A 22,649-nucleotide genomic window follows, 5' to 3' on the forward strand; every position below is an offset into this window, starting at 1 on the left:
TTCTGATGCGACGCGGATCGCGCCGCATCAGAACGAGCCGAACAGCGTCCCCATCACGATGACCGCGGCGAGCGCGATCAGCGCGCCGACCACGGCGGCCATCACGATATCCAGATAGCTCTCGCGGTGGGTGCAGCCGCAGACCGCGAGCAGCGTCACCACCGCGCCGTTATGCGGCAGCGAATCGAGCGTACCGGCGCCGATCACGGCGACGCGGTGCATCAGCTCCGGGTTGAGGCCGGTCTCGGCGGCAAGCTTCATGTAGCTCGGCCCGAGCGCGTCGAGCGCAATCGTCAGGCCGCCCGACGCCGAGCCGGTCAGCGCGGCGAGAATATTGGTTGCGACCGCCAGCGACACCAGCGGGCCGCCGTCGATCGACAACACCCAGTCGCGCACCAATGCAAAGGCCGGCAGCGACGCCACCACCGCGCCGAAGCCGACCAGGCTCGCGACCGAGACGATCGGCAGCACCGAGGCGTTGGCGCCCGCGGTCATTGTCGCTCGCAGCGCCGGCACGCTGCGGAAATTGATCGCGATCACGGTGACGATGGCGGCCAGCAACGCCACCATCACCGACCACAGGCCGCCGACCGCGGACATGGTGGTCGCGCCCCATTGCGGTTCGGCGAGGAATGCGACGTTCATCCGCGGCAGGATGAAGAACGACATCGCGAGATTGACCACGATCACCACGATCAGCGGCAGGACCGCGAGACCAATGGGCGGTCCGCTCGGCGCTTCGGTGCTGCGATGGACTTCGGCCGGATCGAACTCGCGCGCGGTCGAGGCGCGCTCGCGGATCAGCGGATCGTCCGCTGCCTTGTCGGCTGTGTCGCTGGCGATCGGGCCGAAGCCCTCTCCGGCGGCGCGCGCTTTTGCTTCCGCGCGCTGCAGCCACCACAGGCCGAAGCCGAGCATGATCAGCGACGCGAGAATCCCTAAGCCCGGCGCGGCGAACGGCGTGGTGCCGAAGAACGGCATCGGGATCGCGTTCTGGATCGCCGGCGTGCCCGGCATCGCCGACATGGTGAAGGTCGAGGTGCCGAGCGCGATCGCGGCCGGCATCAGCCGGCGCGGCACGCCGGCCTGGCTGAACAGCGCCATGCCCATCGGCGCGATCACGAAAAACGCCACGAACAGGCTGACGCCGCCATAGGTGACGATGGCGCCGGCCAGCACCACCGCGAGGATCGCGCGCTGCGCGCCGAGCTTGGTCACCATGTAGTTCGCGATCGAGGTGACCGAGCCGGAATCCTCCATCAGCTTGCCGAACAATGCGCCTAGGAGAAACAGCGGGAAGAACTGCGCGATGAAATCGGCAGCATTGGACATGAAGGTCTGCGTCCAGCTCGCCAGCAGCGGATAGCCGGCGAAGGCCGCCGCGATCAGGCCGGCGATTGGCGCGAGGATGAGGATGCTCGATCCGCGATAGGCGAAGAAGATCAGGCCCGCGAGGCCGACCAGAATGCCAAGAAGACCCATAACCTAGCGCGTCCCCACTTACTGCATCTCCGTCAGCAACCGGTCGATGTCGAGCGTCGACGTCTTGCCGATATCGTCCGCATGCGCGGCCAGGAATTCCTCGCCGGCGATGCGGCCCTCTTCGCGCAGCATGCTGACGAATTCCCATTCGGCATTCAGCTTGGACGATGCGCCGAGCTTGTCCATGATCCGGTTGCGGACCATGTGCATGCGCATCCGGCCCCAGGCCGCGCCTTCGCCGGTGTCGATATTGGCGACCCGGCGCAACAGCGCCATCATCTTCAATTCCTTGATCAGTACCGCGTTGAACGAGACTTCGTTGAGGCGGTTGAGAATGTCATGCGCGGTCTTCGGCGTGCCCGGCCGCTCCACCGGATTGATCGGGATCAGGATGGTGTCGTCGGAGACGAGTTCGTTGACCAGCGGCGCCATCGTCGGATTGCCGGAATAGCCGCCGTCCCAATAGGCCTCGCCGTCGATCTCCACCGCCTGGAACAGCGTCGGCAGGCAGGCCGACGCCATCAGTACCTCCGGCGTGATGTCGGCGTTGCGGAAGATGCGCGGACGTCCGGTGCGCACATTGGTGGCGGTGATGAAGACCTTGATCGGCGAGTTGCGCAGCCGCTCGAAATCGATCTGCTCCGCCAGGATCGGCGCCAGCGCGTTGAAGCCGCTCGGGTTCAGGTCATAGGGCGAATACAGTCGCGACATCATGTCCATGAACACGAACAGCGGCGAATGATCGAGCGACCAGCGGCCCAGCAACCGGTCCACCGGCCCGCGCTGGAACGGGCTGAAGCGTGCGGCCTCGGACACCTTGCGCCAGTAATTGTCGAGCGCCTTGCGCGCGCCCTCCGCGCCGCCGGCGGCAAAGCCATCGGCCAGCAAGGCGGCGTTCATCGCACCGGCCGATGTGCCCGACACGCCTTCGATCTTCAGCCATGGCTCTTCCAGCAGCCGGTCGAGCACGCCCCAGGCGAAGGCGCCGTGCGAGCCGCCGCCCTGCAGCGCGAGATCGACCAGCACCTCTTCGCGGGCCGGGCGCGGCGCGCCGGGGGCGTTGTCTGCGGGAGTGTTGGTGGCGGGAGTGTCGGTCATGATCGGGCACGCATCCTGAAAGTCTTATGCCAAGCGGCATTGAAGTTTTTGAGACCGGTCAAAGGTACGTTTGCACCCCGTCGCGGTCACGCCGACAGGACGGAGCCTGAATTGGTTCGGTGAACTTGCAAGGATCGAGCCGGGGCCCGGTTCTTCGCCCGCCGATGCGCGGGCGGCAAAGCCTTAGCGGCAGTTATTGCAGTGCGATAGTCACGATCGGGTGTGGTGGGGGTGCGCTGTTATGGGGAGCGACCGAGTTCACAAAGCCGCAAAATACTGATCGGCAGTCATCACCGGCACACCAATAGAGATGCAAATATCGCTCACCGTGGAAAAAATGAAGGATGTGTGATCCGATATCACGCCAAGATTTTTTGAGGCAGCTGTCGCCGCAATGAATACCGCGGCCTCATTCCCTTTCATACGCTTCGCGGCCACATCAGAGCTTGCTATAGTGCAAGCTCTCGCCAAAACGTCTGCGTCGGGAACGCAGATGCACATCTGATCATCGAAAAAAACTGCCTTCAACGCAGGGTGTGATTTAATATCATCCCTGTCTTCATGGCACGCGAACAGCTTTCCGGTCTTGCAGCCTTGGACGCAATGATCGATGCGCTGGTTGCTGCCGGACTCGAAAATCGCGCGCACGGTTCGGAAGTCAATTATCCAGCCATCGACTTCAGGCAAACTCATCGGTCGCCTGCAATCTTAAATCTTCTCTCGACTAGAGCAAACGCCCTGTCTTGAAGGCTTTCGGGAAGCGAAATTGCATCGCGCACGTCGATGCTGTCGATGGCGCCGACATTAAAGGCCTGCAAAGCTAAATAGGTCGGTAGATATCCAATTTCAGATAATCGCTTTGCATGCACCTGTCCAAATTCCGCGCTCTCCTCGTTATCTTTTTCCTCTCGCGCATTTCTACTAAAGACGTTTTCCCAAGCAACAAGTTGCGCCTGGGTCAGGTAACCGCATTCGACTAGGCGGATGGCCGCAGCATGTTTGCTCAGCAACGAAATAGAGGACGCCGCAGCCACAAGTGCAAAAACGTCACTGCGAATGCCGGCTGTAATTTTTCTTTCAATCAAGTCATTAAACGCCTCAGTCGGAGCGAGGAATTCGGCTGCGAACTGATTACAAGTTCGCTCGACTGCGTTGCGCACTTGAAAAGGATTTGAGATGCCGTCTGCTTTGAGTAGGTGATGCGCAAATTCGTGCACCGCCGTAAATAGTTGAGCTTTCTTAGAAAGAATATTCCGATTGATAAACGCGATGGGTACGCTGGTGTCGCTGTTCGTGTAGAAACCCAGATAATCCTTTGCGGGCGCATCATTTATGCTTACCGCGAGACCTTGCACCTCCAAAAATATGCGAAAACACTGGAGGGTTTTATGTTCATCTGGCCCAAGCAATTCGAATGCATCTATGCGCGAGGCGCACCAATTGTCGAAATAGCTGCGCAGCGCAACAGCAAGCTTTCTATCAACCGCTCCCTTCGGGACATCGTCCGCCCATTTTGGGCGCTGGTATCCGAACGTGGAAACCATCTGCGCCGCAAAATCGGAAACCGCCTCGGCCTGCCATACCCTGCGCGCGCCAGCAGGACTCAGATGAGCGGGCGTGGGCTCTGCTTTCCGATAGTCCGGCAATGATTGCTGGAGATTAGGAAGTGTGTCTGATGCGAGAACGTAAGGAGTAACTCCGAGAACGGCCGCTAGTTTTTCAATTTGAATGTACGATGGCTCGCGATCGCCTTCCTCGATTGCTTTCAACCTCGAAGGTGCAATAATCGCTTTTTCAGCCACGTCCTGAAGAAGGAAGTGTCGTTGTTCGCGAAGGGTTTTCAGATGCTTTAAGGTCATACTTTCAGGGGGCGGTAGTGGCTACACTCGGTGAATTCTCTAGTCTTCTGCAGTTGGGTTTCGGAATCGGAGCCGGCCTCTCTGTGTTTCGAATACCCGTAGACATGCGCGTACATAATATGCGCAAGCAGATCGATGGCGCGCTTAGTGCCTCGCAAGGTGTCGCTACTACTGCAGCGCGAGAGAAAGTTTTCACCTACTCTTCGCTGAAACTGCGTCTGCACAACGAGACAGAAAAGTTGGAGAAATTACTTTGGCCATTCCTTTGGTTCACCGCTGCGGGCGCTGTGGTGAATTGGATTTTGCTAGTCTGGGCTTCGCTTGATGCAGGGCGAACCCTGTCTCAATCCGAAGAGTGGTTTTTTATCTTCGCGTCGGTGGGCTATTACGTGTTGATTGGACTCGCACTTGAGGGGCTAGCCCGATTCACTTTATCCGGCATTCAATCAGACCTGAGGTCGGCGTTGCAACCCTGAATGTGTAGAGCGGAAAGCTTCATCTAACAGGCGACGGTAGGGCAATTAGGCCGAGGTATCCAGCAGGCTCGGGCCGCGCCGAGCTCTGAAGGCACTTTCCAAAAATCTGGAACAATCGTGTCGATGTCGCTGCAACGCGGCAGTCGCCGTCTGGCCGTCCGGGCCGCGCACACGTCATCCCAGACCATTGCAGACCATCGCAGATGCTCGGGCCGGAAAGCGCCGGAGCAAGTCGCGATCAAAATGATCGGCCGGTCATCGCGGCCGGTCCGGGACATGTCCGCTAACCTCAACGGCCCGCGCCGGGGTTCGACGCGGGCTGCGAGTGATGCCTAGTTCGGCTTGACGTTGCCGGCCTTGACGATTTCGCCCCAGCGCTTGACCTCGGAGCCGACAAAGGCGGTGAATTCGGCCGGCGTGGTGGCGCCGACCAGGAAGCCCTGCGCGGCGAAGAAGTCCTTCACGTCCTTGCTTTCCATCACCGCGCGCACCTCCTTGCTCAGACGCTCGACCACTGCCGGCGGCGTGCCGGCGGGTGCGAACAGGCCCTGCCAGGACAGCACCTCGAAGCCCGGCAGTCCGGCTTCGGCCATGGTGGGCACGTCCGGCAGTAGCGGGTTGCGATCCTTCGAGGTGACGGCGAGCGCGTTGATCTTGCCGGCGCGGATCTGCGGCAGAACAACCAGAAGGTCGCCGAACATGCTCTTGATCTGCCCGCTCAACAGGTCGGTCAGCGCGCCGGCGGATCCCTTATAGGGCACATGGATGAGCTTGGTGCCGGCCTGCAGGTCGAAGGTCACGCCGGTGAGATGCATCGAGGTGCCGTTGCCGGGCGTGCCGTAGGTCAGCGTGTCCGGCTCCTTCTTGGCCAGCGCGATGAAGTCCTGCAGCGTCCTGGCCGGGACCTCGGGGTTCACCACCAGCACCAGCGGCGCCGACACGAGCAGCGAGATCGGCGCGAAGTCGCGCAGCGGCTGGTAGCCGAGATTGGGATAGAGGCTCGGCGCGACGCCGTGCGATCCGGTGACTCCCATCAGCAGGGTGTAGCCGTCGGGGGCCGATTTCGCGACGAATTCCGAGCCGATGGTGCCGCCGGCGCCGCCGCGATTCTCCACGATCACGGTCTGGCCGAGGCGTTCGCGCAGCCCTTCTGCCAGCCGGCGCGCCAGTACGTCGGTGCTCCCCCCCGGCGGGAAAGGCACCACCAGCCGGATATTCTGCGACGGCCAGGATTGCGCCTGCGCGGGTCCTGAGATCGCCAGCGCCAAGCCGATCAAACCGGCTCCCAATGCGTCGCGACGGGTCAGCATGTGTCTTACTCCTGGTTCGGGATGGGCGAGGGCGCGGTGGGCGATGAGATAGCGCGCCAACCGCCGCCGCCCGCCGTTTCGATGATGAGCCGGTCGCCGGCATTCCAGACAAAGCGGGCCTTGGAGGCAAGCGTTTCGACAGTGCCATTATGACGCTCGATGAAGGCTGCGGACGGCGCGCCATCGCCGCCGCCCTGGGCGCCGGAGGCGCCGCGATGATGCCGCTCGCCGCGATAGGACACCGTCGCAGAGCCTTCCAGCAGCCGGTAGACGCGACGCACGCCATCGCCGCCTTGATGCAGGCCCGCGCCGCCCGATCCGCGCCGTCGCATCGTGGTCTCGACCCGGATTGGCGCAGCGATCTCCAGCATTTCCACCGGCACATTGCGCGCATTGCTGACATCGGTGGAGATGCCGGCGACGCCCGGTCCCGCCGGTCCGCCGCCGGAGCCGCTGGCGATGATTTCGGTGAAGAACCAGTTGCGGCCGGCATCGTCCTGGCCGCCGGCGGAGAGCACCACGGCCACGCCGCCATTGGAGGCCACGGCGTCTTCCGGTTCGCCCAGCCGTGAGAGCGCAGAGAGCATGGCGTTGCAGGCGAGTTTCACAGTCGCTGTGCGTGCATTGACCGCGGCGGGGAAGCGCGGATTGACCACGCTGCCGTCGGGCAGTTTCAGCGTGACCGGCGCCAGCATGCCGTGATTGGCCGGCGCGTCCGGCGCCAGATGCCGCAGCACCGCGAAGGTGGCGGCGAGCAGCCCGGACGGCGCGGCATTGACCGGGCCCTGGGTTTGCGGCGCGGAGCCTTCGAAATCGATCTCCAGATGGGGCTTTAGGGCGCCGCCGCTCTTGCGCAAGGTCACGCGCAGCGGGACGGGCGTGTCGCTCAGGCCGTCGCCGTCGAGTGCATCCTCGGCGATCGCGACGCCGTCATGCAGGCCGCCGAGCGCATCTTGCGTCATCTGGCGGGCATGGTCGATCAGCGCGTCGCGCGCCCGCTCGAATGCCGGTATGCCCATCGATAGAACCAGCTCGCCGACCTCGCGCGCGCCCAGCGACACCGCGGCCCATTGCGCTCCAAGGTCGCCGTTCAGCAGGTCTGGGGCGCGGCTGTTGGCAGCCAGAATGGCTGCGATTCCAGCATCTTCCGTGCCGGCGCGGCGCCATTGCACCGGCGGGATCCGCAAGCCTTCCTGGAAGATGTCGCGGGCGTCGGGCGGCACCGATCCAGCGGCCAGCCCGCCGACATCCTGATGATGCAGGATGGTCGCCGCCAGCGCCACGGTCCGGCCATCGGCGCGCACCGGGCGCACGATAATAATGTCGGGCAGATGGGTGCCGCCGGACCACGGATCATTCTGCAGGTATCCGTCGCCGTCCTGCATCGACGTTGCTGGAAAACGATCGAGAATGCCGCGCACCGCCGGGATCATGCCGCCCAGCAGCAACGGCAGCGAACTCGCCTGCGCCAGCACGCGACCGTCCGGCAGGAACAAGGCCGCCGCGCAGTCCATGCCCTCGCGGGCCACCACAGAGCAGGCCGCGCGCAACAGCGAATCCTGCATGCGATCGGCCAGGCCCTCCAGCGCTATACGGAAGATTTCGTGCGCCGCGGCCTCGCGCAGCGATTCACGTGCGGCGGTCATGCCTGTCCCCCCGCCGTGAGCCGCAGAGTTCCGTCCGGCGCCACCTCGCAGCGCCATCCCGGTGGCAGCCAGATCGTGGTGTCGACGGCGTCGATCAGGGCCGGACCGTTGAGGAGTGTGGCGGCCGAGAGGAAGGCGCGGGAAAAGACCGGGCAGCGTAATGGCGGCTCCGTCGCGACAATCCGGTGCGGCATGGGATCGGCCGGGATCCCGGCATGGTCGGCACGTATCGTCGTCGCGGGGTCGTTGACGGCGGATGTTGCGATGCTGCGCAACGCCAGAATGCGCCGTCTGGTCTCGAAGGCATGGCCGCGCACACGCTCATGCAGAGCATCGAAGCGTGCCGCCAGCGCCGCCGCATCGTCCGTATCCGGCGCGAACGGAATTGCGAGTGAATGGCCCTGGCCGTGATAGCTGATCTCCAGTTCGTGCCGGACCGTTACGCAGCTCGTGCTGTGGGACCATGCCGTCACCGTCTTGAGCAATTCTGCGCAATTGTCCGCTGCCAGCTTTGCAAGGCCGACAACTGCCTCGTTCGTCAGCGGCATCTCCACCGGCCGCTCGGTCTGCTCGCAAAATCCAACCTGCATGAGTCCCGTTGCCGCCAGAACGCCCGCGGCCGGCGGCACGATCACTTTGCGGCATCCAATGCGGTCGGCGATTTCGGCCGCGTGCAGGGCGCCGCCGCCTCCGGCTGCGACCAGCATCGCGCTTCGTGGATCGACCCCGCGCGAAAACGCCTTGCGGCGAACGGCTTCAGCGATCAGGGCTTCGGCCACCTTGACCGCGCCGAAGGCAGCCGCGGCGACGTCGTCTGCATCAATTCCGAACGCAGACATCAATGCCAGCATCGCGGCGCTGCGATCGAGCGCGAGTTCGGCGCCAAGACGTTCGGGGAGGAGCCCGGCCATCAAGGCGGCGTCAGTGAGCGTGGGTAAAGTGCCGCCGCGGCCGAAACATGCGGGTCCGGGATTGCTTCCGGCCGAATGCGGCCCAACGCGAAGCAATCCGCCCACCATCCTGAGGATCGAGCCGCCGCCGATCGCGACCGAAGCGATATCGGCGGACGGAACGCGGATATCGAGTTCGCCGAGTGTGAGCGTGCTGGATGTGAGCACTTCGCCATCTGCAATCAGACAGATATCCGTACTGGTGCCCCCGACATCAATGCCGATGGCCGTGGTCGCGAAGTGGCGCGCCGCTGCATCGCGGACGGCGTTTGCGGCGGCGGCGGGGCCCGACATTGCGAGTGTCAACGGAGCGGCAACGCAACTGGACGATGGCGCAAGACCGCCCACCGAACGCATGATCCACGGAGCCGGCAGGCTCTGCGAGCGGAGCGATCGTTCAAGGCGTCGGAGATAGTCCGATACCGAGGGACGGACATAGGCGTCGAGGACCGTGGTGAGCGTGCGTTCGAACTCGCGCAATCGTGGATCGACCTCGTGAGACAACGAAAGATGAATTTCCGGCCATCGCGCGCGAAGCGCCGATGCGACCGCGCATTCGTGAACCGGATTGAGCGGCGCGAACAGGAGGCACACCGCGACGGGCGGTGGCGTCTGATGCGGGCCGTGGATTGCGGCGACCCGGTCGATCATGTTTTCAAGTGCGGACGCGTCGAGTGCCGTCACCACGTTGCCGTGTGCGTCGACGCGCTCCGACAGTTCGAACCGATGATCGCCTAGGCAGATATGCGGAGGGACCGGCGGCTGTGGAAACGATTTCCGGAGATCGCGCCGGTGCTGCCGTCCGAGCGTAAGGACGTCGGCGAAGCCGGAGGTGGTGATCAGCACGACCGGCGGCTCGCGCAATTCGAGCAGCGCGTTGGTGGCGATCGTGGTGCCGTGACGCAAGTGGACGACGTCGCTGTGGTCGATCTCTTCCTTCTGCAAAAAACTCAAAACCGCTGCCGAGATGGCGTCAGCGGTATCCAAGCCGCTTCGCAGATGCTTGCCTGTGCGCCAGCGGCCACCCGCAAGCGGGCGCGCAACGATATCGACGAAGGTGCCGCCGACATCGATCGCGATGTCCCATCCTGTGGACGCCTCGCCCGGTGAGGGATCGTCCGCGTGTGAGATCAAGGGATGGGGCATCAGGTGCATTACCGGGCAGAGCCGAAACGATCAGCAGCGAATGGTGTCAGATCGATTTCGGGTGTCCGGCCGGCGACGAGGTTGGCAATCTCGCGGCCCGTGGTCGGTGCGCCGCACATGCCGATATGGCCATGGCCGAACGCGAACCACGCGTTCTGCAGGCCGGGAACGCGATCGATCACTGGCAGACTGTCCGGCAGGCAGGGACGGTGGCCCATCCATTGACTGGTGTCGCTTACGTCGAGATGCGGAAACATCTCGCGACCCCTGTCGAGCAGGGCGTCGGCGCGCGCGTAATTCGGCGGCGCCTTTAAGCCAGCAAATTCAACCGAGCCCGCGAGCCGCAGTCCCATGCGCATCGGGTTGACCATCATGTTATGCTCGACTGCCATGACGGTGTGCCGAAGCTTCAGATTGTTGCTACGCACGGTGACATGATAGCCGCGCTGTGTTTCCAGCGGGATCTGCGCGCCAAGCTGCGCCGCGAGCGCGCGCGACCATGCGCCTCCTGCGATCACCACGCCGTCGCAATCGACCGTTTCCCCGTCCTCGAGGGTAATGCCGGTGAGGCGATCGCGGCTGCGCTGCAGTTCAGTCACGCGCTGACGCTTCACGCTCGCGCCGTCCTTGACGCATTGCGCGAACAGCGCCTTGGTCAGCGCCTCGGGATCGAGGGTCGAACCATTCTGCGGCGCCAGGATGCCGAAGCGGAAGCGTCCCTTCAGGTCCGGCTCAAGTTCTTCCAACTCGTCCTGAGCCACATCCTGCAGCTCGACACCGAGTTTCCTGCGAAGGTCCATGCCCCATTGCCACTGGCGGGCGATGTCCTTGCTCGAATAGACGTAGAGACAGCCGCTGTGGCGGACGAGGCCGGTGGCATTTGCGCGCTGCAGCAAGGGTTCGTAGCATTCGAAGATCGGCGCCAGCAGGCCGCGCAAAGCGGTCGCAATCCGCGTCACCTCCGCCGGGCTTGTGTGACGCATGAAGCGGATGAGCCACGGAGTCACGAGGGGTGTATAGGACCATTTGATGGTGAGCGGCCCGAGCGGATCGAGCAGCCAGCCGGGGACCTTCTTCCACATCCCTGGCATGCCGACCGGCAGGCAGGCAGATGGTGACAGCGACCCGGCATTGCCGAACGAGGTGGCTTCGCCCGGTTCGATAGGGTCGATGAAGGTGATCCGGCGCCCGTCACGCTGCAGGAATGCGCCGCACGCGGTACCGACGATACCATTTCCGATGACTGCGAGATGCATGGCTCGCTGGTTAGCAGAACACCGGCCGCGTTGCAGCATTTGTGGCTGCAATGCGACGGTGAAATTGTCGTCACGCGTTGCCCCGCCGAACGCCAGTGCCAACAGGTCTAAGCTTTGCTGCGGATAGACATCGCCGCGAGACAGATGACGCGATCCAGTTTTGGCTATTCTTCGATTATTCCTTGCGATCAAAAACTTTCTATCCCGCCCCATCACTCTTTTGATCGAGTCAAAACTGGCTATACTCGCCACAGCGTGTCCGTAAGCCGCGCGACATAAAAATTTGGAGGAGTTGATGCCTCGACTGACCATCAATGGGCAGACGCATAATATCGATGTCGACCCAACGACCCCGCTGTTGTGGGTCATCCGCGAAAATGTAGGCCTGAACGGCACGAAATACGGTTGCGGCATCGCACAATGCGGCGCTTGTACGGTCCAGATCGAAGGCATGGGCGCGGTGCGGTCCTGCAGCCTTCAGGTCGGAGATGCCGAAGGCAAGTCCATCACCACGATCGAAGGCCTGGCCAAGAATGATGCGCTGCACAAAGTGCAGCAAGCCTGGCTCGACCACGATGTGCCGCAATGCGGCTATTGCCAGTCCGGTCAGATCATGGCCGCGGTGGAACTGCTCAAGAACAATCCGAAGCCGACCGACGAAGATATCGATCGCGAGATGACCAATATCTGCCGGTGCGGCACCTTCCAGCAGATCCGTGCGGCGATCCATGCCGCGGCGAAGGCATGAGGGAGGTCCGCATGAACATGGTCCCGAAAATGAATCGCCGCGCCTTCGTCATCGGAACGGCCGCCGCCGGCGGCATGGCGCTCGGCTTCGATCTGCCGTTCGGCCGCGCCGCGCTGGCCCAGGCTGGACCGGCGCAGGGCTTTGGCGAAAACCTGACGCCAAACGAACTCGGCATCTGGGTTGCGATCAAGCCCGACGACACGGTTGCGATCCGCGTCGTGCGTGCCGAAATGGGGCAGGGTTCGCAGACCGGCCTGGCGCAGCTGATCGCCGAGGAACTGGACGCGGACTGGTCGAAGGTCACGACCGAATACCCGACGCCCATGGACAACGTGAAGCGCAAGCGCGCCTGGGGCAATTTCAACTCCAGCGGTAGCCGCGCGATCCGTGAGTCGCATCAATATGTGCGTGAGGGCGGTGCGGCCGCCCGCATGATGCTGGTGCAGGCGGCGGCCAATGAGTGGAAGGTGCCGGTTGCAGAATGCAGCGCGGCCAATTCGGTCGTGACGCATGGTCCGTCGGGTCGCAAGCTCAGCTATGGCAAGCTGGTCGAGGCCGCGGCCAAGCTGCCGGTGCCGGAAAAGCCGGCACTGAAAGATCCGAAAGACTGGAAGATCGCCGGCAAGCCGCTGAAGCGGCTCGATACGCGCGACAAGGTCGACGGCAAGATGGTGTATTCGATCGACTTCACCATGCCGGGCATGCTGAACGCCGCGATCAAGGATTGCCCTGTCTTCGGCGGCAAGGTGAAAAGCTTCGACGCGTCCAAAGTCGCCGGCATGAAGGGCGTCAAGAAGGTCGTTCAGGTCGACGACAAGGCGGTCGCGGTCATTGCCGATACCTGGTGGCAGGCCAAGACCGCACTCGAGGCGCTTCCGATCGAATGGGACAAGGGCCCCAATGCCAATGTCTCATCTGAATCGATCGCCAAGTGGCTGGAAGAGGGCCTGACCGCCGATACGAAGTTCGTCGGCAACAAGGCAGGCGACGTCCAGGCCGCGCTCGGTGGTGCGGCGAAGAAGATCGAAGCAGTGTACTCCTATCCGTACCAGAACCACGTCTGCCTCGAGCCGATGAATGCCACGGTGCTCTACACGCCGGAGAAGTGCGAGGTGTGGACCTCGTCGCAGAATGGTGAGGCTGCGCTGGCGGCTACCATCGCGGCCTCGGGTCTGCCGGCCGACAAGTGCGTGGTGCATCGGCTGATGCTCGGCACCGGCTTCGGCCGGCGCACGCGCAGCGAATACGTCACGGAGGCGATCAACATCGCCAAGCAGATGCCGGGCGTCCCGATCAAGATGATCAAGTCCCGCGAAGAGGACATGACCAACGGCGTCTATCACCCGGTGACGCAGTGCAAGCTCACCGGCGCGCTCGACAAGGACAACAACCTGGTCGGTCTGCATATGCGGCTCTCTGGCCAGTCGATCCTTGCCTATGCGCGTCCGGAGGCGATGCAAGGCGGTTCCGACCCAATCGCGTTCCAAGGGCTGAATGCCGGCGGCGCGGAAGGGCAGTTCGGCTATGACATTCCGAACGTGCTGATCGACTATTCGATGCGAAATCCGCATGTTCCGCCATGGTTCTGGCGCGGCGTGAACAACAACCAGAATGCGATCTATCTCGAATGCTTCATCGATGAACTGGCGCATGCGGCCGGGCAGGATCCGCTCGCTTTCCGCCGCAAGATGATGAGCAAGCATCCGAAGCATCTGGCGGTTCTGAATGCGGTCGCGGAGAAGGTCGGCTGGGACAAGCCGGCGCCAGCCGGCATCTTCCGCGGCATCTGCCAGCATATGGGCTATGGCAGCTATGTCGCGGCGGCGGCCGAAGTATCGGTGAAGGACAACAACATCAAGATGCACCGCATCGTCGCGGCGACCAATCCGGGGCACGCGGTCAATCCGGCGCAGATCGAGCGGCAGATCGCCGGTTCGTTCGTGTACGGGTTGTCGGCCTTGTTCCACGGCGGCATCACCATCAAGGACGGTGCTGTGGTCGAGACCAACTTCGACACCTATGGCTCGATCCGCATGGCCGAGATGCCGCATGTCGAGTCGATCATCATCCCGACCAACGATTTCTGGGGTGGTGTCGGCGAACCGACGATTTTCGTGGCGGCACCCGCGGTGCTCAACGCGATCTTCGCGGCGACAGGGAACCGTTATCGGTCGTTCCCGCTGAAGAACCATAATCTGCAGATATCGTGATCCGAGTCGACCGTAGATATGTGATCAAGGCAGCCGCGGCTGGTGCCGCGGCTGCCGCGTTTCCGAAGCCCCTGATCGCGCAGGGCAGCGCGCGTGTGGTGATCGTGGGCGGAGGGTTCGGCGGCGTCAATTGCGCGCGGGCTCTGCGCAAGGTCAGACCGAATGTTACTATCACACTGGTAGAGACCAATCCGGTTTACACCGCGCCACCGCACAGCAATGCCGTGCTGGGTGGCCTGACCAGCATCCGGAGCCAGCAATTCGGCTACGATAGCGTCAAGGCGCTGGGTATCGATGTCGTGCTGTCGCCCCTGACGGGGGTCGACCATGCCAAACGGACCGTGACGCTCGCTGACGGCCAGACCCTGCCGTTCGATCGCCTCGTGGTGTCTCCCGGTATCGCGTTTCAGGACGATGTCCTCGACGGATATGATCGGGCGGCTATGGCCAAGATGCCGCCGGCTTTCACCAGCGGCGGCGAGATCGAGGTGCTGCGCCGGCAGCTTGAAGCGCTAGATGACGGCAAGGCGGTTATCATCACCGTGCCGGTCAACCCCGCACGCTGCCCGCCGGCACCTTACGAGCGCGCGAGCCTCATCGCTCATTATCTGAAGACGGCAAAACCGCGATCGAAGGTTATCGTTCTGGACGCGAAGGACAGCTTCACCATGCAGAAGCTGTTCGAGGCCGCGTGGCAGGAGCTCTATCCCGGCCTGATCGAGTGGGTCGGTTTGTCGGATGGCGGTGCGCCGAAGGCCGTGGACGTCGCCACCATGACGGTGATGACGGACTTCGACAAATACACCGGCGGGGTGGTGAATATCATCCCGCCGCAGACGGCCGGAAAAGCGGCCGGGCTCGCCGGCGTTGCCGACCGGACCGGCTGGTGCCCGGTCGATCCTTTGACCTTCGAGTCGAAGCTGCAAAAGAATGTGCATGTGATCGGGGATGCGGCCATTGCCGGAGCGATGCCGCGCTCGGCGTCGGCCGCCCAATCCCAAGGGGCGATATGTGCGGCGGCTATCTCCGTCCTGCTTGCCGACCGGCAACCGGCGACGCCAACGTTGAGAAGTTCGTGCTTCAGCTTGGTCGCGCCGGATTACGCGATTTCGCAACGCGGGACTTATCGCCCGGACGACGGTCAATATGTCGAGGCCGAGCCTGTGGTCGTCAGTTCCACTGGCGCCTCTCGCGCAGTGCGGGCCGAAGAAGCGAAGGAGGCAAACAACTGGTTCCATCGCATCACCAGCGAGACCTTCGGATGATGCGGCGCAGCTTCCTTGGTTTTGCCGTCGTTGCGGTAATGTCCGGCTCCACGCTTGCGCAGGAGACGCTGGTTTCTTTCAAGGTGATCGAAGGTGCGATACCGAAATCGCTGACCGGGAAGCCGGGCGACCCGACGAACGGCCGCGCGCTGGTGGTCAAGCGCGAGACCACGTGTCTGCTCTGCCATGCCGGCCCGTTCCCCGACCAGCGGTTCCAGGGCAATCTTTCGCCCGATCTCACAGGTACCGGTTCGCGCTGGACCGAGGGAGAATTGCGACTTCGCATGGTCGATGCCACGCGCCTCAATGAGGCTACGATCATGCCGTCGTTTTATCGGGTCGATGGACTAACCCGTGTCGCGAAAAACCTGCGCGGCAGCCCGATCCTGAGCGCTCAGGAAGTTGAGGACGTGGTGGCGTTTCTGATCACATTGAAGGACCAACCCAACGATCGGCCAAAGGATCGAATCAAGGACGCACGATGATCGACAATCCCCTGTCTCCCGTCACGACGCGGCGCCTTTTCCTGGCTGGAACCGCGGCGCTGCTGATCGTGCGCCCGGCCGGTGCGACGCCGGACAGCATGGCGGCTGCGATCAAACAGGTCACTGGCGGCAAGCCGGTCACGGCTGGTAAGGTCAAGCTCAGCATCCCGCCGCTGGTTGAGAACGGCAATGCGGTCGCGGTGACGGTGGCGGTCGACAGTCCGATGACGGAACAGGATCATGTCACCGCGATTCATGTTTTCACCGAAAAAAATCCACTGCCGAACGTGATCGGTATTCGGCTCGGCGCGCGCGCCGGAAAGGCCGAGATCTCGACCCGCATCCGGCTCGCCGACACCCAGCAGGTCGTGGCGATCTGTCAGATGGCGGACGGATCGTTCTGGTCGGACAAGGCGGATGTCATTCTCACACTCAGCGCCTGTCTGGAGGATCCCATCTGATGGCCGCTCCCGCACGCACTCTCATCAACGTGCCGCCGAAGGCTAAGCGCGGCGACACGATCCTGATACGGACACTGATCTCACACGTGATGGAGAACGGCTTCCGCATCGACAATACCGGCAAGCCGATCCCTCGCAACATCATCACGTCGATGGTTTGCACTTATAATGGCGAGGAGATTTTCAACGCCACGCTGTATCCGGCCATTGCCGCCAATCCGTTTCTCACCTTCCATACGGTTGCGACCGAGAGCGGCACCATCGCCTTTAAATGGACCGGCGACAACGGCTTCGAGGCGGAAGCGTCCGCGAAGATCTCAGTCGAATGAAGGTAGCCGGGGCCTTGCGCATCGCCGTGCTGGGCGCCGCACTGTTGGGTCTTGCCGCGACTGCTTTGGTCGCCGCTCGCGCGGAAATTCCGCTGGATCAGCGCCGCTCCAGCTACGACGACATGAGTCGCGACACCAAGGCGATGCAGGATGACGATACATCCAATCCGGCCATGTTGTCGGTTCTGGATGGCGAAGCATTGTGGAACGCGAAGGCCGGCGCATCGGGCAAGTCCTGCGCCGATTGTCATGGCGATGCGCGCAGCAGCATGAAGGGTGTCGCCGCGCGCTATCCTGCTTACGATGAGACGGTGGCACGCGCCGTCAATCTCGAGCAGCGCATCAACCTCTCGCGGGAGCGCGATCAGAAGGCGGCGCCGTTCCGCTTTGAAAGCGCGGAATTGCTGGCGCTGACCGCCTTTATCGCATTGCAGTCGCGCGGTGAGCCGGTGGCTCCGTCGGAGGACGCTCGGATTGAGCCTTTCCGCGAGCGGGGGCGGGCGCTGTTCAATCAACGGATCGGGCAATTGAACCTGTCCTGCGCACAATGCCATGACGACAATTGGGGCAAGAGCCTTGCCGGCAATCTGATTCCGCAAGCTCATCCGACCGGCTATCCGATCTATCGGTTGGAATGGCAGAGCGTCGGCTCGCTGCAGCGGCGATTGCGCAATTGCATGACCGGCGTGCGAGCGGAGCCTTACGCGCTTGGCGCGATAGAATATGTCGAACTCGAGCTGTTCCTGATGTGGCGCGCCCGCGGCATGACGATGGAAAGTCCGGGGGTGCGGCCGTGAGGCGGCGCATGACGGCCGGTATCGCCGGTGACCCGGACAGAGCCGTTAGTTGCCGCGGTCTTCCCGGTGGTTGAGATTGACCCAGAGCTCGGCGCCTATCCTGCGAACGTCGAAAACGCGCAGAGCCGGAAACGACCATCCTGGCGACACCGAGCCGTCAGTGAGGTCGAACGATGCCTGGTGACGCGGACAATGAAGCCTGGCATGCGAACAGCGGCCAAGAGCCAGGTCGGCGCCCTCGTGGGGGCAGGCGCGCTCCGCAGCAAAAAAGCGGCCTTGGTCCTGGATCAGGATGAACTGCCGTCCGTCCATTATGGCGGTCACGATCTGCCTCTTGTCGAAAGCATCGAGGCCACAGGCATGAACCCAGCGCGCTGACATGCCGCTGCGGACGGCCTTCAGCCGCCGAGATAGGCGCGACGCACGTGAGCGTCGCCGAGCATCTGCTCTCCGGTGCCGAACTGCACGACGCGGCCCGTTTCCAGAAGGTAGGATCGATCGCACATATCGAGGGCGGCTAGCGCATTCTGCTCGACCATCAGCACGGTCGCGCCGTCGCGGCGGATGTCGTCGATGATCTCGAAGATGATTTCGGTGATGTTCGGTGCGAGACCGAGCGATGGCTCATCCAGCAGGATCATGCGCGGACGCGACATCAGCGATCGTGCGATCGCGAGCATCTGTTGTTCGCCGCCGGACAATGTGCCGGCCACTTGTGCGACCCGTTCGCGCAATCGTGGAAGCCGGACGAAGATCCGCTCCATGTCGGAACGGACCGCGGCGTGATCGTATCGCAGGAATGCGCCCATCTCCAAATTCTCGCGCACGGTCAACTGCGGGAAGACCCGCCGGCCCTCCGGACAATGCGCGATGCCGAGCGCCAGGATCTGTCGTGGACTGGCCCCATCGATCTTGCGGCCCTCGAATGTAATCCTCCCGCCCGAGAGCGGGAGCATCCCGCTGATTGCCTTCAGCGTCGTAGTCTTGCCGGCGCCGTTGGCGCCGATCAGCGTCACCAATTCGCCTTCCTCGACCGTGATCGAGACGTCGCGCAGCGCTGTGACGGCGCCGTAGCGGACTGTGACTTCTTCAAGCTTTAGCACGCTTCTTCAATCCCGTTCCCAGATACGCCGTGATGACATCCGGATTGTTCTGAATACTGGCCGGCGGTCCGGATGCGATGATGCGGCCCTGATTGAGCACAAACACAGTATCGGAGATGCTCATGACCATGTGCATGTCGTGCTCGACCAGAAGCACGGTCACGCCATCGTCGCGAATGCGGCGGACCAGTTCCTTGAAGCGTTCGGTCTCGGACGGATTGAGGCCGGCCGCAGGCTCGTCCAGCAGCAGCAACTTCGGCCGTGCCGCAAGTGCGATTGCGAGTCCGAGAAGCCTCTGCTCGCCATAGGCGAGACTGCCGGCATTCTCGCCAGCGCGCCCATGCAGCCCGACAAAATGCAGGATTTCTTGGACCTGCGCTCGCAGGCTCACCTCTTCCCGCAGCATCGAGGGCGTTCGGAAGATGGCGCTGAGCAATCCGGCGCGGCCGCGCAGATGCATGGCGGTCAGGATATTGTCGGTGACGCTGCAGCCGGCAAAAATACTGGTTCGCTGGAACGTGCGAACCAGGCCAAGCGCGGCGATGGCATCCGGCGTCATATCGAGGAGAGAGCGTCCCTCGAACCGGATCGTGCCTGCGCTCGGCTTCATATAGCCGGTGATGATGTTGAAGGCGGTCGTCTTCCCCGCGCCGTTGGGGCCGATGAGGCTGACGATCTTGCCCTTCGGCACCGAAAGATTCATCCGCTCCAGGATCACCAGTCCACCGATGCGGACCGCGAGGCCCTCGATCGCGAGCGAAATCGGCGAGGCTTCGGCCGAAACCGCGGCGGTGCTGTCTTCAGGTACGATAACGGAATCCACGGCGATCGTCATGACAGTCGGGTCCGCAGGCGTTCGGGAACGAGACGGATGCAAAGGCTGACGAGGCGGTGCCAGGCTTTAGCAATTGTGGGAACGATGCCAAGCGGCAGGAAGAACACAATTAGTACGATTGCCACGCCGTAGATGATCCATTGCACCTCCGGCCCTGCGTAATCGCGCAGCAACTCCGGCATCAGCCCGAAGATGAGGCCGCCGATAACCGGACCGGTGAGCGTGCCCTTGCCGCCGGTCACCACCATGATGATCATGGTGACGGTGTAGATGAACATGAACACGTCGGGATCGACGATGCGGACGTAATGCGTGTACAGGCCGCCCGAAGCACCCGCGATGCCTGCGGAGACGATCGTCACCAGTACCAGATAATGGGTTACCGGGATGCCGACCGAGCGCGCCAGCCCTTCATTCTCCCGCAGCGCGATCAGCGCGCGGCCGAAGCGCGAATTCACGATATGCGCGACCAGGATGAAGGCGATCACGGCCACGGCCAGCACCAGCCAGTAGTTCTGCGCCTTGGTGGTCAGGGTGGTGACGCCAAGCCCGGGCAGCCAGAGTGTGAAGGACGGAATATTGTTGATCGCCATCGGGCCTTCGGTCAGATCGACCCAGTTCAAAGCGATCAGCCGCATCACCTGCGCGAAGCTGATGGTGAGAATGACGAAATACGCCCCGCGCACGCGGAACGCCAGCCGTCCCACCAGCCATCCGAACAGGGCGGCCATCAGGATGCCAGCCAGGAACGACAGCCAGACTGGCTTGGCGGTGACATCGAGCATGATGCCAAAGCCGAGATCGACGTCGAAGCCGCGCGACAGAAGCGCGCTGGTATAGGCGCCGATGCCGAAGAAGGCGACGTGGCCGAGGCTGAGCTGTCCGGTATAGCCGAGCAGAAGATTGAGGCTGATCGCCGCGATGATGAAAATGCCGGTGAGGATCAGCAATCCCAGAATATACGGATCGCTCATCCAGAACGGCAGCGTGACGAAAACAAGTACGACGAGAAGACCGAGGAAGAGCCGGGTCATCCCACCCGCTCCTTCATGACGAACAGACCTTGCGGTCTCAGGATCAGGACCGCAACAATCACCAGGAAGCTGTAGGCGTCACGGAAATCGGCGGACAGGTAGCCTGCGCCGAACTCCTCGACCAGCGCCAGCGCGAAGCCGCCGATGGTCGCGCCGACCGTGCTGCCAAGCCCGCCTAGGATGACGATCGCAAAGGCCTTCAGGCTGGCAAGGTCGCCCATGGTCGGATTGACCAGAAAGATCGGGCCGAGCAGGGCGCCGGCGACCGCTGCAAGACCGGAACCGAGTGCGAATGTCGCCAGATAGATCGTGCCGACATTGACGCCCATCAGCGCCGCGACGTCGCGATCCTGAAAGGTGGAGCGCATGGCGAGGCCGAGGCGGGTGTGATTGATCAGAAAGTGAAAGCCGATCAGCAGGAACACCGCTGTGATCAGGACAAAAACCTTCAGGGGCGACACCGAGACCGGGCCGAACACCAGCGGCTGCTGAGAGAAAGGCGAGGGGATGAGTTTTGCCACTCCGCCCCAGATCAACTGCTCGGTGTTCTGCATGGCGATCCACAGGCCGATCATCAGCAGCATGACCGAATCGATATCGGTGGTTTTCAAACGGCGCAGGATGAAGAATTCCAGCGCGGCGCCGACCACGATCCCAACCGCGGTTGCGAGCAGGATGGCGGCGAAGAAATTGATGCCGAGCTGGACCACGAACAGATACGCCATATAGGCGCCGAGCGCATAAAACTCGCCATGCGTGAAGTTAACGATACGCATGATGCCGAAAATCAGCGTCAACCCGATGCCAAGCAGCGCATAGGTGCTACCGAGCATGACGGCATTCATGACATGCTGAAGGAATTGATCCACGCGTCCCGTCCCGGCAGAGTTTCAGGTTCGTTCACATCCCGTCCGGGCCGATAGAGCCCGGACGGTTCGTTGCGGTATTCAGAAAAGCGGATGTCGCCCCTGAGATCAGGGCAGCGGCATGGTCACCTTGCCCTCGTTGAGCCGCACGACATAGATGTTGGGCTCATTCTGTCCGCTTTCCTGGCCAGCTGGACCCTGCTTGGTGAAGGCGATGTCGCCATTCACCGCCGGCAGCTTGGTCTTCCACAGCGCCTCGCGCAAAGCTTCCGAATCGGCCTTGCCGGCGATCTTGATCGCCTCGACCGCGGTCAGTACGGCATCATAGCCGCGGAAGCCTTCGGTCAGGCCGGGGAAGTCGTATTTGCGCTTGGTCCATTCATCGACATAGACCTTGGCGATGTCCGGATACTTTGACTTCTCCGGATACCAGGGAGAGAAGAACAGGATGTGGAAGCTCTCCATGCTCTTCGGACCGGGCTGTGCGATCAGCTGATCCGGGAAGGAGCCGCCGGTGGAGATGATCCGGTGAGACAGCTTCAGTTCGTTGGCCTGCTTCAGTGCCAGCGTCATCTGCTCGACGCCGGTAGTCAGGAACAGGGTATCGCCGCCCGACTGCTTGAGAGCGGTCAACTGAGCCGACAGATCGGTGGCATCCGGCGTCATGTACTGGATCGAGCCGACCTCGACGCCTTTCGACTTCAGGTATTTGCTGAATTCTTCTGCCGCGCCCCGGCCCCAGTCATTGTTGACCGAGAGAAAATCGATCTTCTTGATGGCCGGCTGGAAACTGTCGAGTTTGGCCAAAAATGCCTTGGCTTCCATTTCCGAGGTCGGGCTGATGCGGAACACCCAGGGATTGCCCGAGGTGGTGATCTTGCCCGATGACGAGGTTTCGACGATCAGCGGCACCTTGTATTCGATCAGCTTCGGCATGATCGCGAGGGTATAGGTCGAGCTCCACGCCCCGATCAGCAACGGCACCTTGTCGCGCAGGATCAGCTTCTCGACCGCGTTGACGGCCTCCTTCGGGTTCGACTTATTGTCCTCAAGAACGAGTTCGAGCTTCTTGCCGAGGACGCCGCCCTTCGCATTGATGACGTCGACCGCGATCTTGGCGCCATTGGCGACATAATTACCGGACGCCGCCACCGGACCAGTCAGCGGCTGCGTCATTCCGATCTTGATAGCCTCCTGCGCTTGCGCCGCGCCAGACGTCAACCCGGCTGCGGCCATGACCGCAGCCAACGCTGTTGCTGCCCACCGTATATTCTGCATGCGTCTACTCCTTGT

22 protein-coding genes are annotated in these 22,649 nt (G+C 62.6%); 8 read left to right on the plus strand and 14 right to left on the minus strand.

The window, feature by feature from the left end; all coding sequences use genetic code 11:
* Positions 1-27 precede the first annotated feature (27 nt).
* The 4 genes from AC5I5I_RS19025 to AC5I5I_RS19040 all read right to left on the minus strand — a co-directional run bounded on the left by AC5I5I_RS19025 (position 28) and on the right by AC5I5I_RS19040 (position 4,439).
* The gene (locus tag AC5I5I_RS19025; RefSeq protein ID WP_495975545.1) at positions 28-1,482 is read right to left on the minus strand and encodes a GntP family permease; all 1,455 of its coding nucleotides are present in this window, start codon (positions 1,480-1,482) and stop codon (positions 28-30) included.
* Between the two features lie 18 nt (positions 1,483-1,500).
* Positions 1,501-2,580, minus strand: coding sequence for a patatin-like phospholipase family protein (locus AC5I5I_RS19030; RefSeq protein WP_495975547.1), 1,080 nt, complete (start codon positions 2,578-2,580; stop codon positions 1,501-1,503).
* Between the two features lie 258 nt (positions 2,581-2,838).
* On the minus strand, positions 2,839-3,273 hold the full coding sequence (locus tag AC5I5I_RS19035; RefSeq protein ID WP_495975549.1) for a hypothetical protein: 435 nt from the start codon (positions 3,271-3,273) through the stop codon (positions 2,839-2,841).
* Positions 3,270-4,439: an XRE family transcriptional regulator gene (locus AC5I5I_RS19040; protein ID WP_495975551.1), complete on the minus strand. Its 1,170-nt coding sequence runs from the start codon at positions 4,437-4,439 to the stop codon at positions 3,270-3,272. Before AC5I5I_RS19040 ends, AC5I5I_RS19035 begins: the two co-directional genes overlap by 4 nt.
* Positions 4,440-4,543: 104 nt before the next feature.
* Here AC5I5I_RS19040 and AC5I5I_RS19045 point away from each other — a divergent pair, with 104 nt between their 5' ends.
* Positions 4,544-4,915 carry a hypothetical protein gene (locus AC5I5I_RS19045; protein ID WP_495975553.1) on the plus strand — a complete coding sequence of 124 codons (372 nt, stop codon included), beginning with the start codon at positions 4,544-4,546 and terminating at the stop codon, positions 4,913-4,915.
* 332 nt (positions 4,916-5,247) lie between these two features.
* Here the strand turns inward: AC5I5I_RS19045 and AC5I5I_RS19050 are convergent, their stop codons facing one another.
* Genes AC5I5I_RS19050 through AC5I5I_RS19065 form a run of 4 tightly spaced genes read right to left on the minus strand, consistent with a single transcriptional unit; the run spans position 5,248 to position 11,535 of the window.
* The gene (locus AC5I5I_RS19050) at positions 5,248-6,225 is read right to left on the minus strand and encodes a Bug family tripartite tricarboxylate transporter substrate binding protein (RefSeq protein WP_495975555.1); all 978 of its coding nucleotides are present in this window, start codon (positions 6,223-6,225) and stop codon (positions 5,248-5,250) included.
* A gap of 5 nt (positions 6,226-6,230) precedes the next feature.
* Entirely contained in the window at positions 6,231-7,871 is a 1,641-nt protein-coding gene (locus tag AC5I5I_RS19055) for a hydantoinase B/oxoprolinase family protein (RefSeq protein ID WP_495975557.1), read from the minus strand.
* Positions 7,868-9,967 (minus strand): hydantoinase/oxoprolinase family protein, encoded by a 2,100-nt coding sequence (locus AC5I5I_RS19060; protein WP_495975558.1) that lies wholly within the window; start codon positions 9,965-9,967, stop codon positions 7,868-7,870. Before AC5I5I_RS19060 ends, AC5I5I_RS19055 begins: the two co-directional genes overlap by 4 nt.
* Before the next feature lie 8 nt (positions 9,968-9,975).
* Positions 9,976-11,535 (minus strand): NAD(P)/FAD-dependent oxidoreductase, encoded by a 1,560-nt coding sequence (locus AC5I5I_RS19065; protein WP_495975816.1) that lies wholly within the window; start codon positions 11,533-11,535, stop codon positions 9,976-9,978.
* Here AC5I5I_RS19065 and AC5I5I_RS19070 point away from each other — a divergent pair.
* Genes AC5I5I_RS19070 through soxA form a run of 7 tightly spaced genes read left to right on the plus strand, consistent with a single transcriptional unit; the run spans position 11,519 to position 17,518 of the window.
* Positions 11,519-11,971 carry a (2Fe-2S)-binding protein gene (locus AC5I5I_RS19070; protein ID WP_495975560.1) on the plus strand — a complete coding sequence of 151 codons (453 nt, stop codon included), beginning with the start codon at positions 11,519-11,521 and terminating at the stop codon, positions 11,969-11,971. The two genes, AC5I5I_RS19065 and AC5I5I_RS19070, sit on opposite strands and share 17 nt — an antisense overlap.
* A 17-nt stretch (positions 11,972-11,988) precedes the next feature.
* Positions 11,989-14,181, plus strand: a complete 2,193-nt coding sequence (locus AC5I5I_RS19075) for a xanthine dehydrogenase family protein molybdopterin-binding subunit (protein WP_495975818.1) — start codon at positions 11,989-11,991, stop codon at positions 14,179-14,181.
* Positions 14,178-15,446, plus strand: coding sequence for an FCSD flavin-binding domain-containing protein (locus AC5I5I_RS19080; RefSeq protein ID WP_495975562.1), 1,269 nt, complete (start codon positions 14,178-14,180; stop codon positions 15,444-15,446). Before AC5I5I_RS19075 ends, AC5I5I_RS19080 begins: the two co-directional genes overlap by 4 nt.
* A complete protein-coding gene (soxX, locus tag AC5I5I_RS19085; protein WP_495975564.1) occupies positions 15,443-15,931 on the plus strand; it encodes a sulfur oxidation c-type cytochrome SoxX in 489 nt (162 codons plus the stop codon). Before AC5I5I_RS19080 ends, soxX begins: the two co-directional genes overlap by 4 nt.
* Entirely contained in the window at positions 15,928-16,392 is a 465-nt protein-coding gene (locus AC5I5I_RS19090) for a SoxY-related AACIE arm protein (protein ID WP_495975566.1), read from the plus strand. The genes soxX and AC5I5I_RS19090 overlap by 4 nt, the downstream gene beginning before the upstream one ends.
* On the plus strand, positions 16,392-16,721 hold the full coding sequence (soxZ, locus tag AC5I5I_RS19095; protein ID WP_495975568.1) for a thiosulfate oxidation carrier complex protein SoxZ: 330 nt from the start codon (positions 16,392-16,394) through the stop codon (positions 16,719-16,721). Before AC5I5I_RS19090 ends, soxZ begins: the two co-directional genes overlap by 1 nt.
* The gene (soxA, locus tag AC5I5I_RS19100; RefSeq protein WP_495975570.1) at positions 16,718-17,518 is read left to right on the plus strand and encodes a sulfur oxidation c-type cytochrome SoxA; all 801 of its coding nucleotides are present in this window, start codon (positions 16,718-16,720) and stop codon (positions 17,516-17,518) included. Before soxZ ends, soxA begins: the two co-directional genes overlap by 4 nt.
* 45 nt (positions 17,519-17,563) lie before the next feature.
* On the opposite strand, the gene AC5I5I_RS19105 is transcribed toward soxA, so the two are convergent.
* From AC5I5I_RS19105 to AC5I5I_RS19130, 6 genes are all read right to left on the minus strand, one after another.
* Complete coding sequence (locus tag AC5I5I_RS19105) at positions 17,564-17,899, minus strand: Rieske (2Fe-2S) protein (protein WP_495975572.1); 336 nt, start codon at positions 17,897-17,899, stop codon at positions 17,564-17,566.
* A gap of 17 nt (positions 17,900-17,916) precedes the next feature.
* Entirely contained in the window at positions 17,917-18,621 is a 705-nt protein-coding gene (locus AC5I5I_RS19110; protein WP_495975574.1) for an ABC transporter ATP-binding protein, read from the minus strand.
* Positions 18,608-19,456 (minus strand): ABC transporter ATP-binding protein, encoded by an 849-nt coding sequence (locus AC5I5I_RS19115; protein ID WP_495975576.1) that lies wholly within the window; start codon positions 19,454-19,456, stop codon positions 18,608-18,610. The genes AC5I5I_RS19110 and AC5I5I_RS19115 overlap by 14 nt, the downstream gene beginning before the upstream one ends.
* A complete protein-coding gene (locus tag AC5I5I_RS19120; RefSeq protein ID WP_495975578.1) occupies positions 19,453-20,490 on the minus strand; it encodes a branched-chain amino acid ABC transporter permease in 1,038 nt (345 codons plus the stop codon). Before AC5I5I_RS19120 ends, AC5I5I_RS19115 begins: the two co-directional genes overlap by 4 nt.
* Positions 20,487-21,359: a branched-chain amino acid ABC transporter permease gene (locus AC5I5I_RS19125; RefSeq protein WP_495975580.1), complete on the minus strand. Its 873-nt coding sequence runs from the start codon at positions 21,357-21,359 to the stop codon at positions 20,487-20,489. Before AC5I5I_RS19125 ends, AC5I5I_RS19120 begins: the two co-directional genes overlap by 4 nt.
* Before the next feature lie 105 nt (positions 21,360-21,464).
* Positions 21,465-22,634, minus strand: a complete 1,170-nt coding sequence (locus AC5I5I_RS19130; RefSeq protein WP_495975582.1) for an ABC transporter substrate-binding protein — start codon at positions 22,632-22,634, stop codon at positions 21,465-21,467.
* Positions 22,635-22,649: the final 15 nt, after the last annotated feature.

Source organism: Pseudorhodoplanes sp. (genome assembly GCF_059499825.1).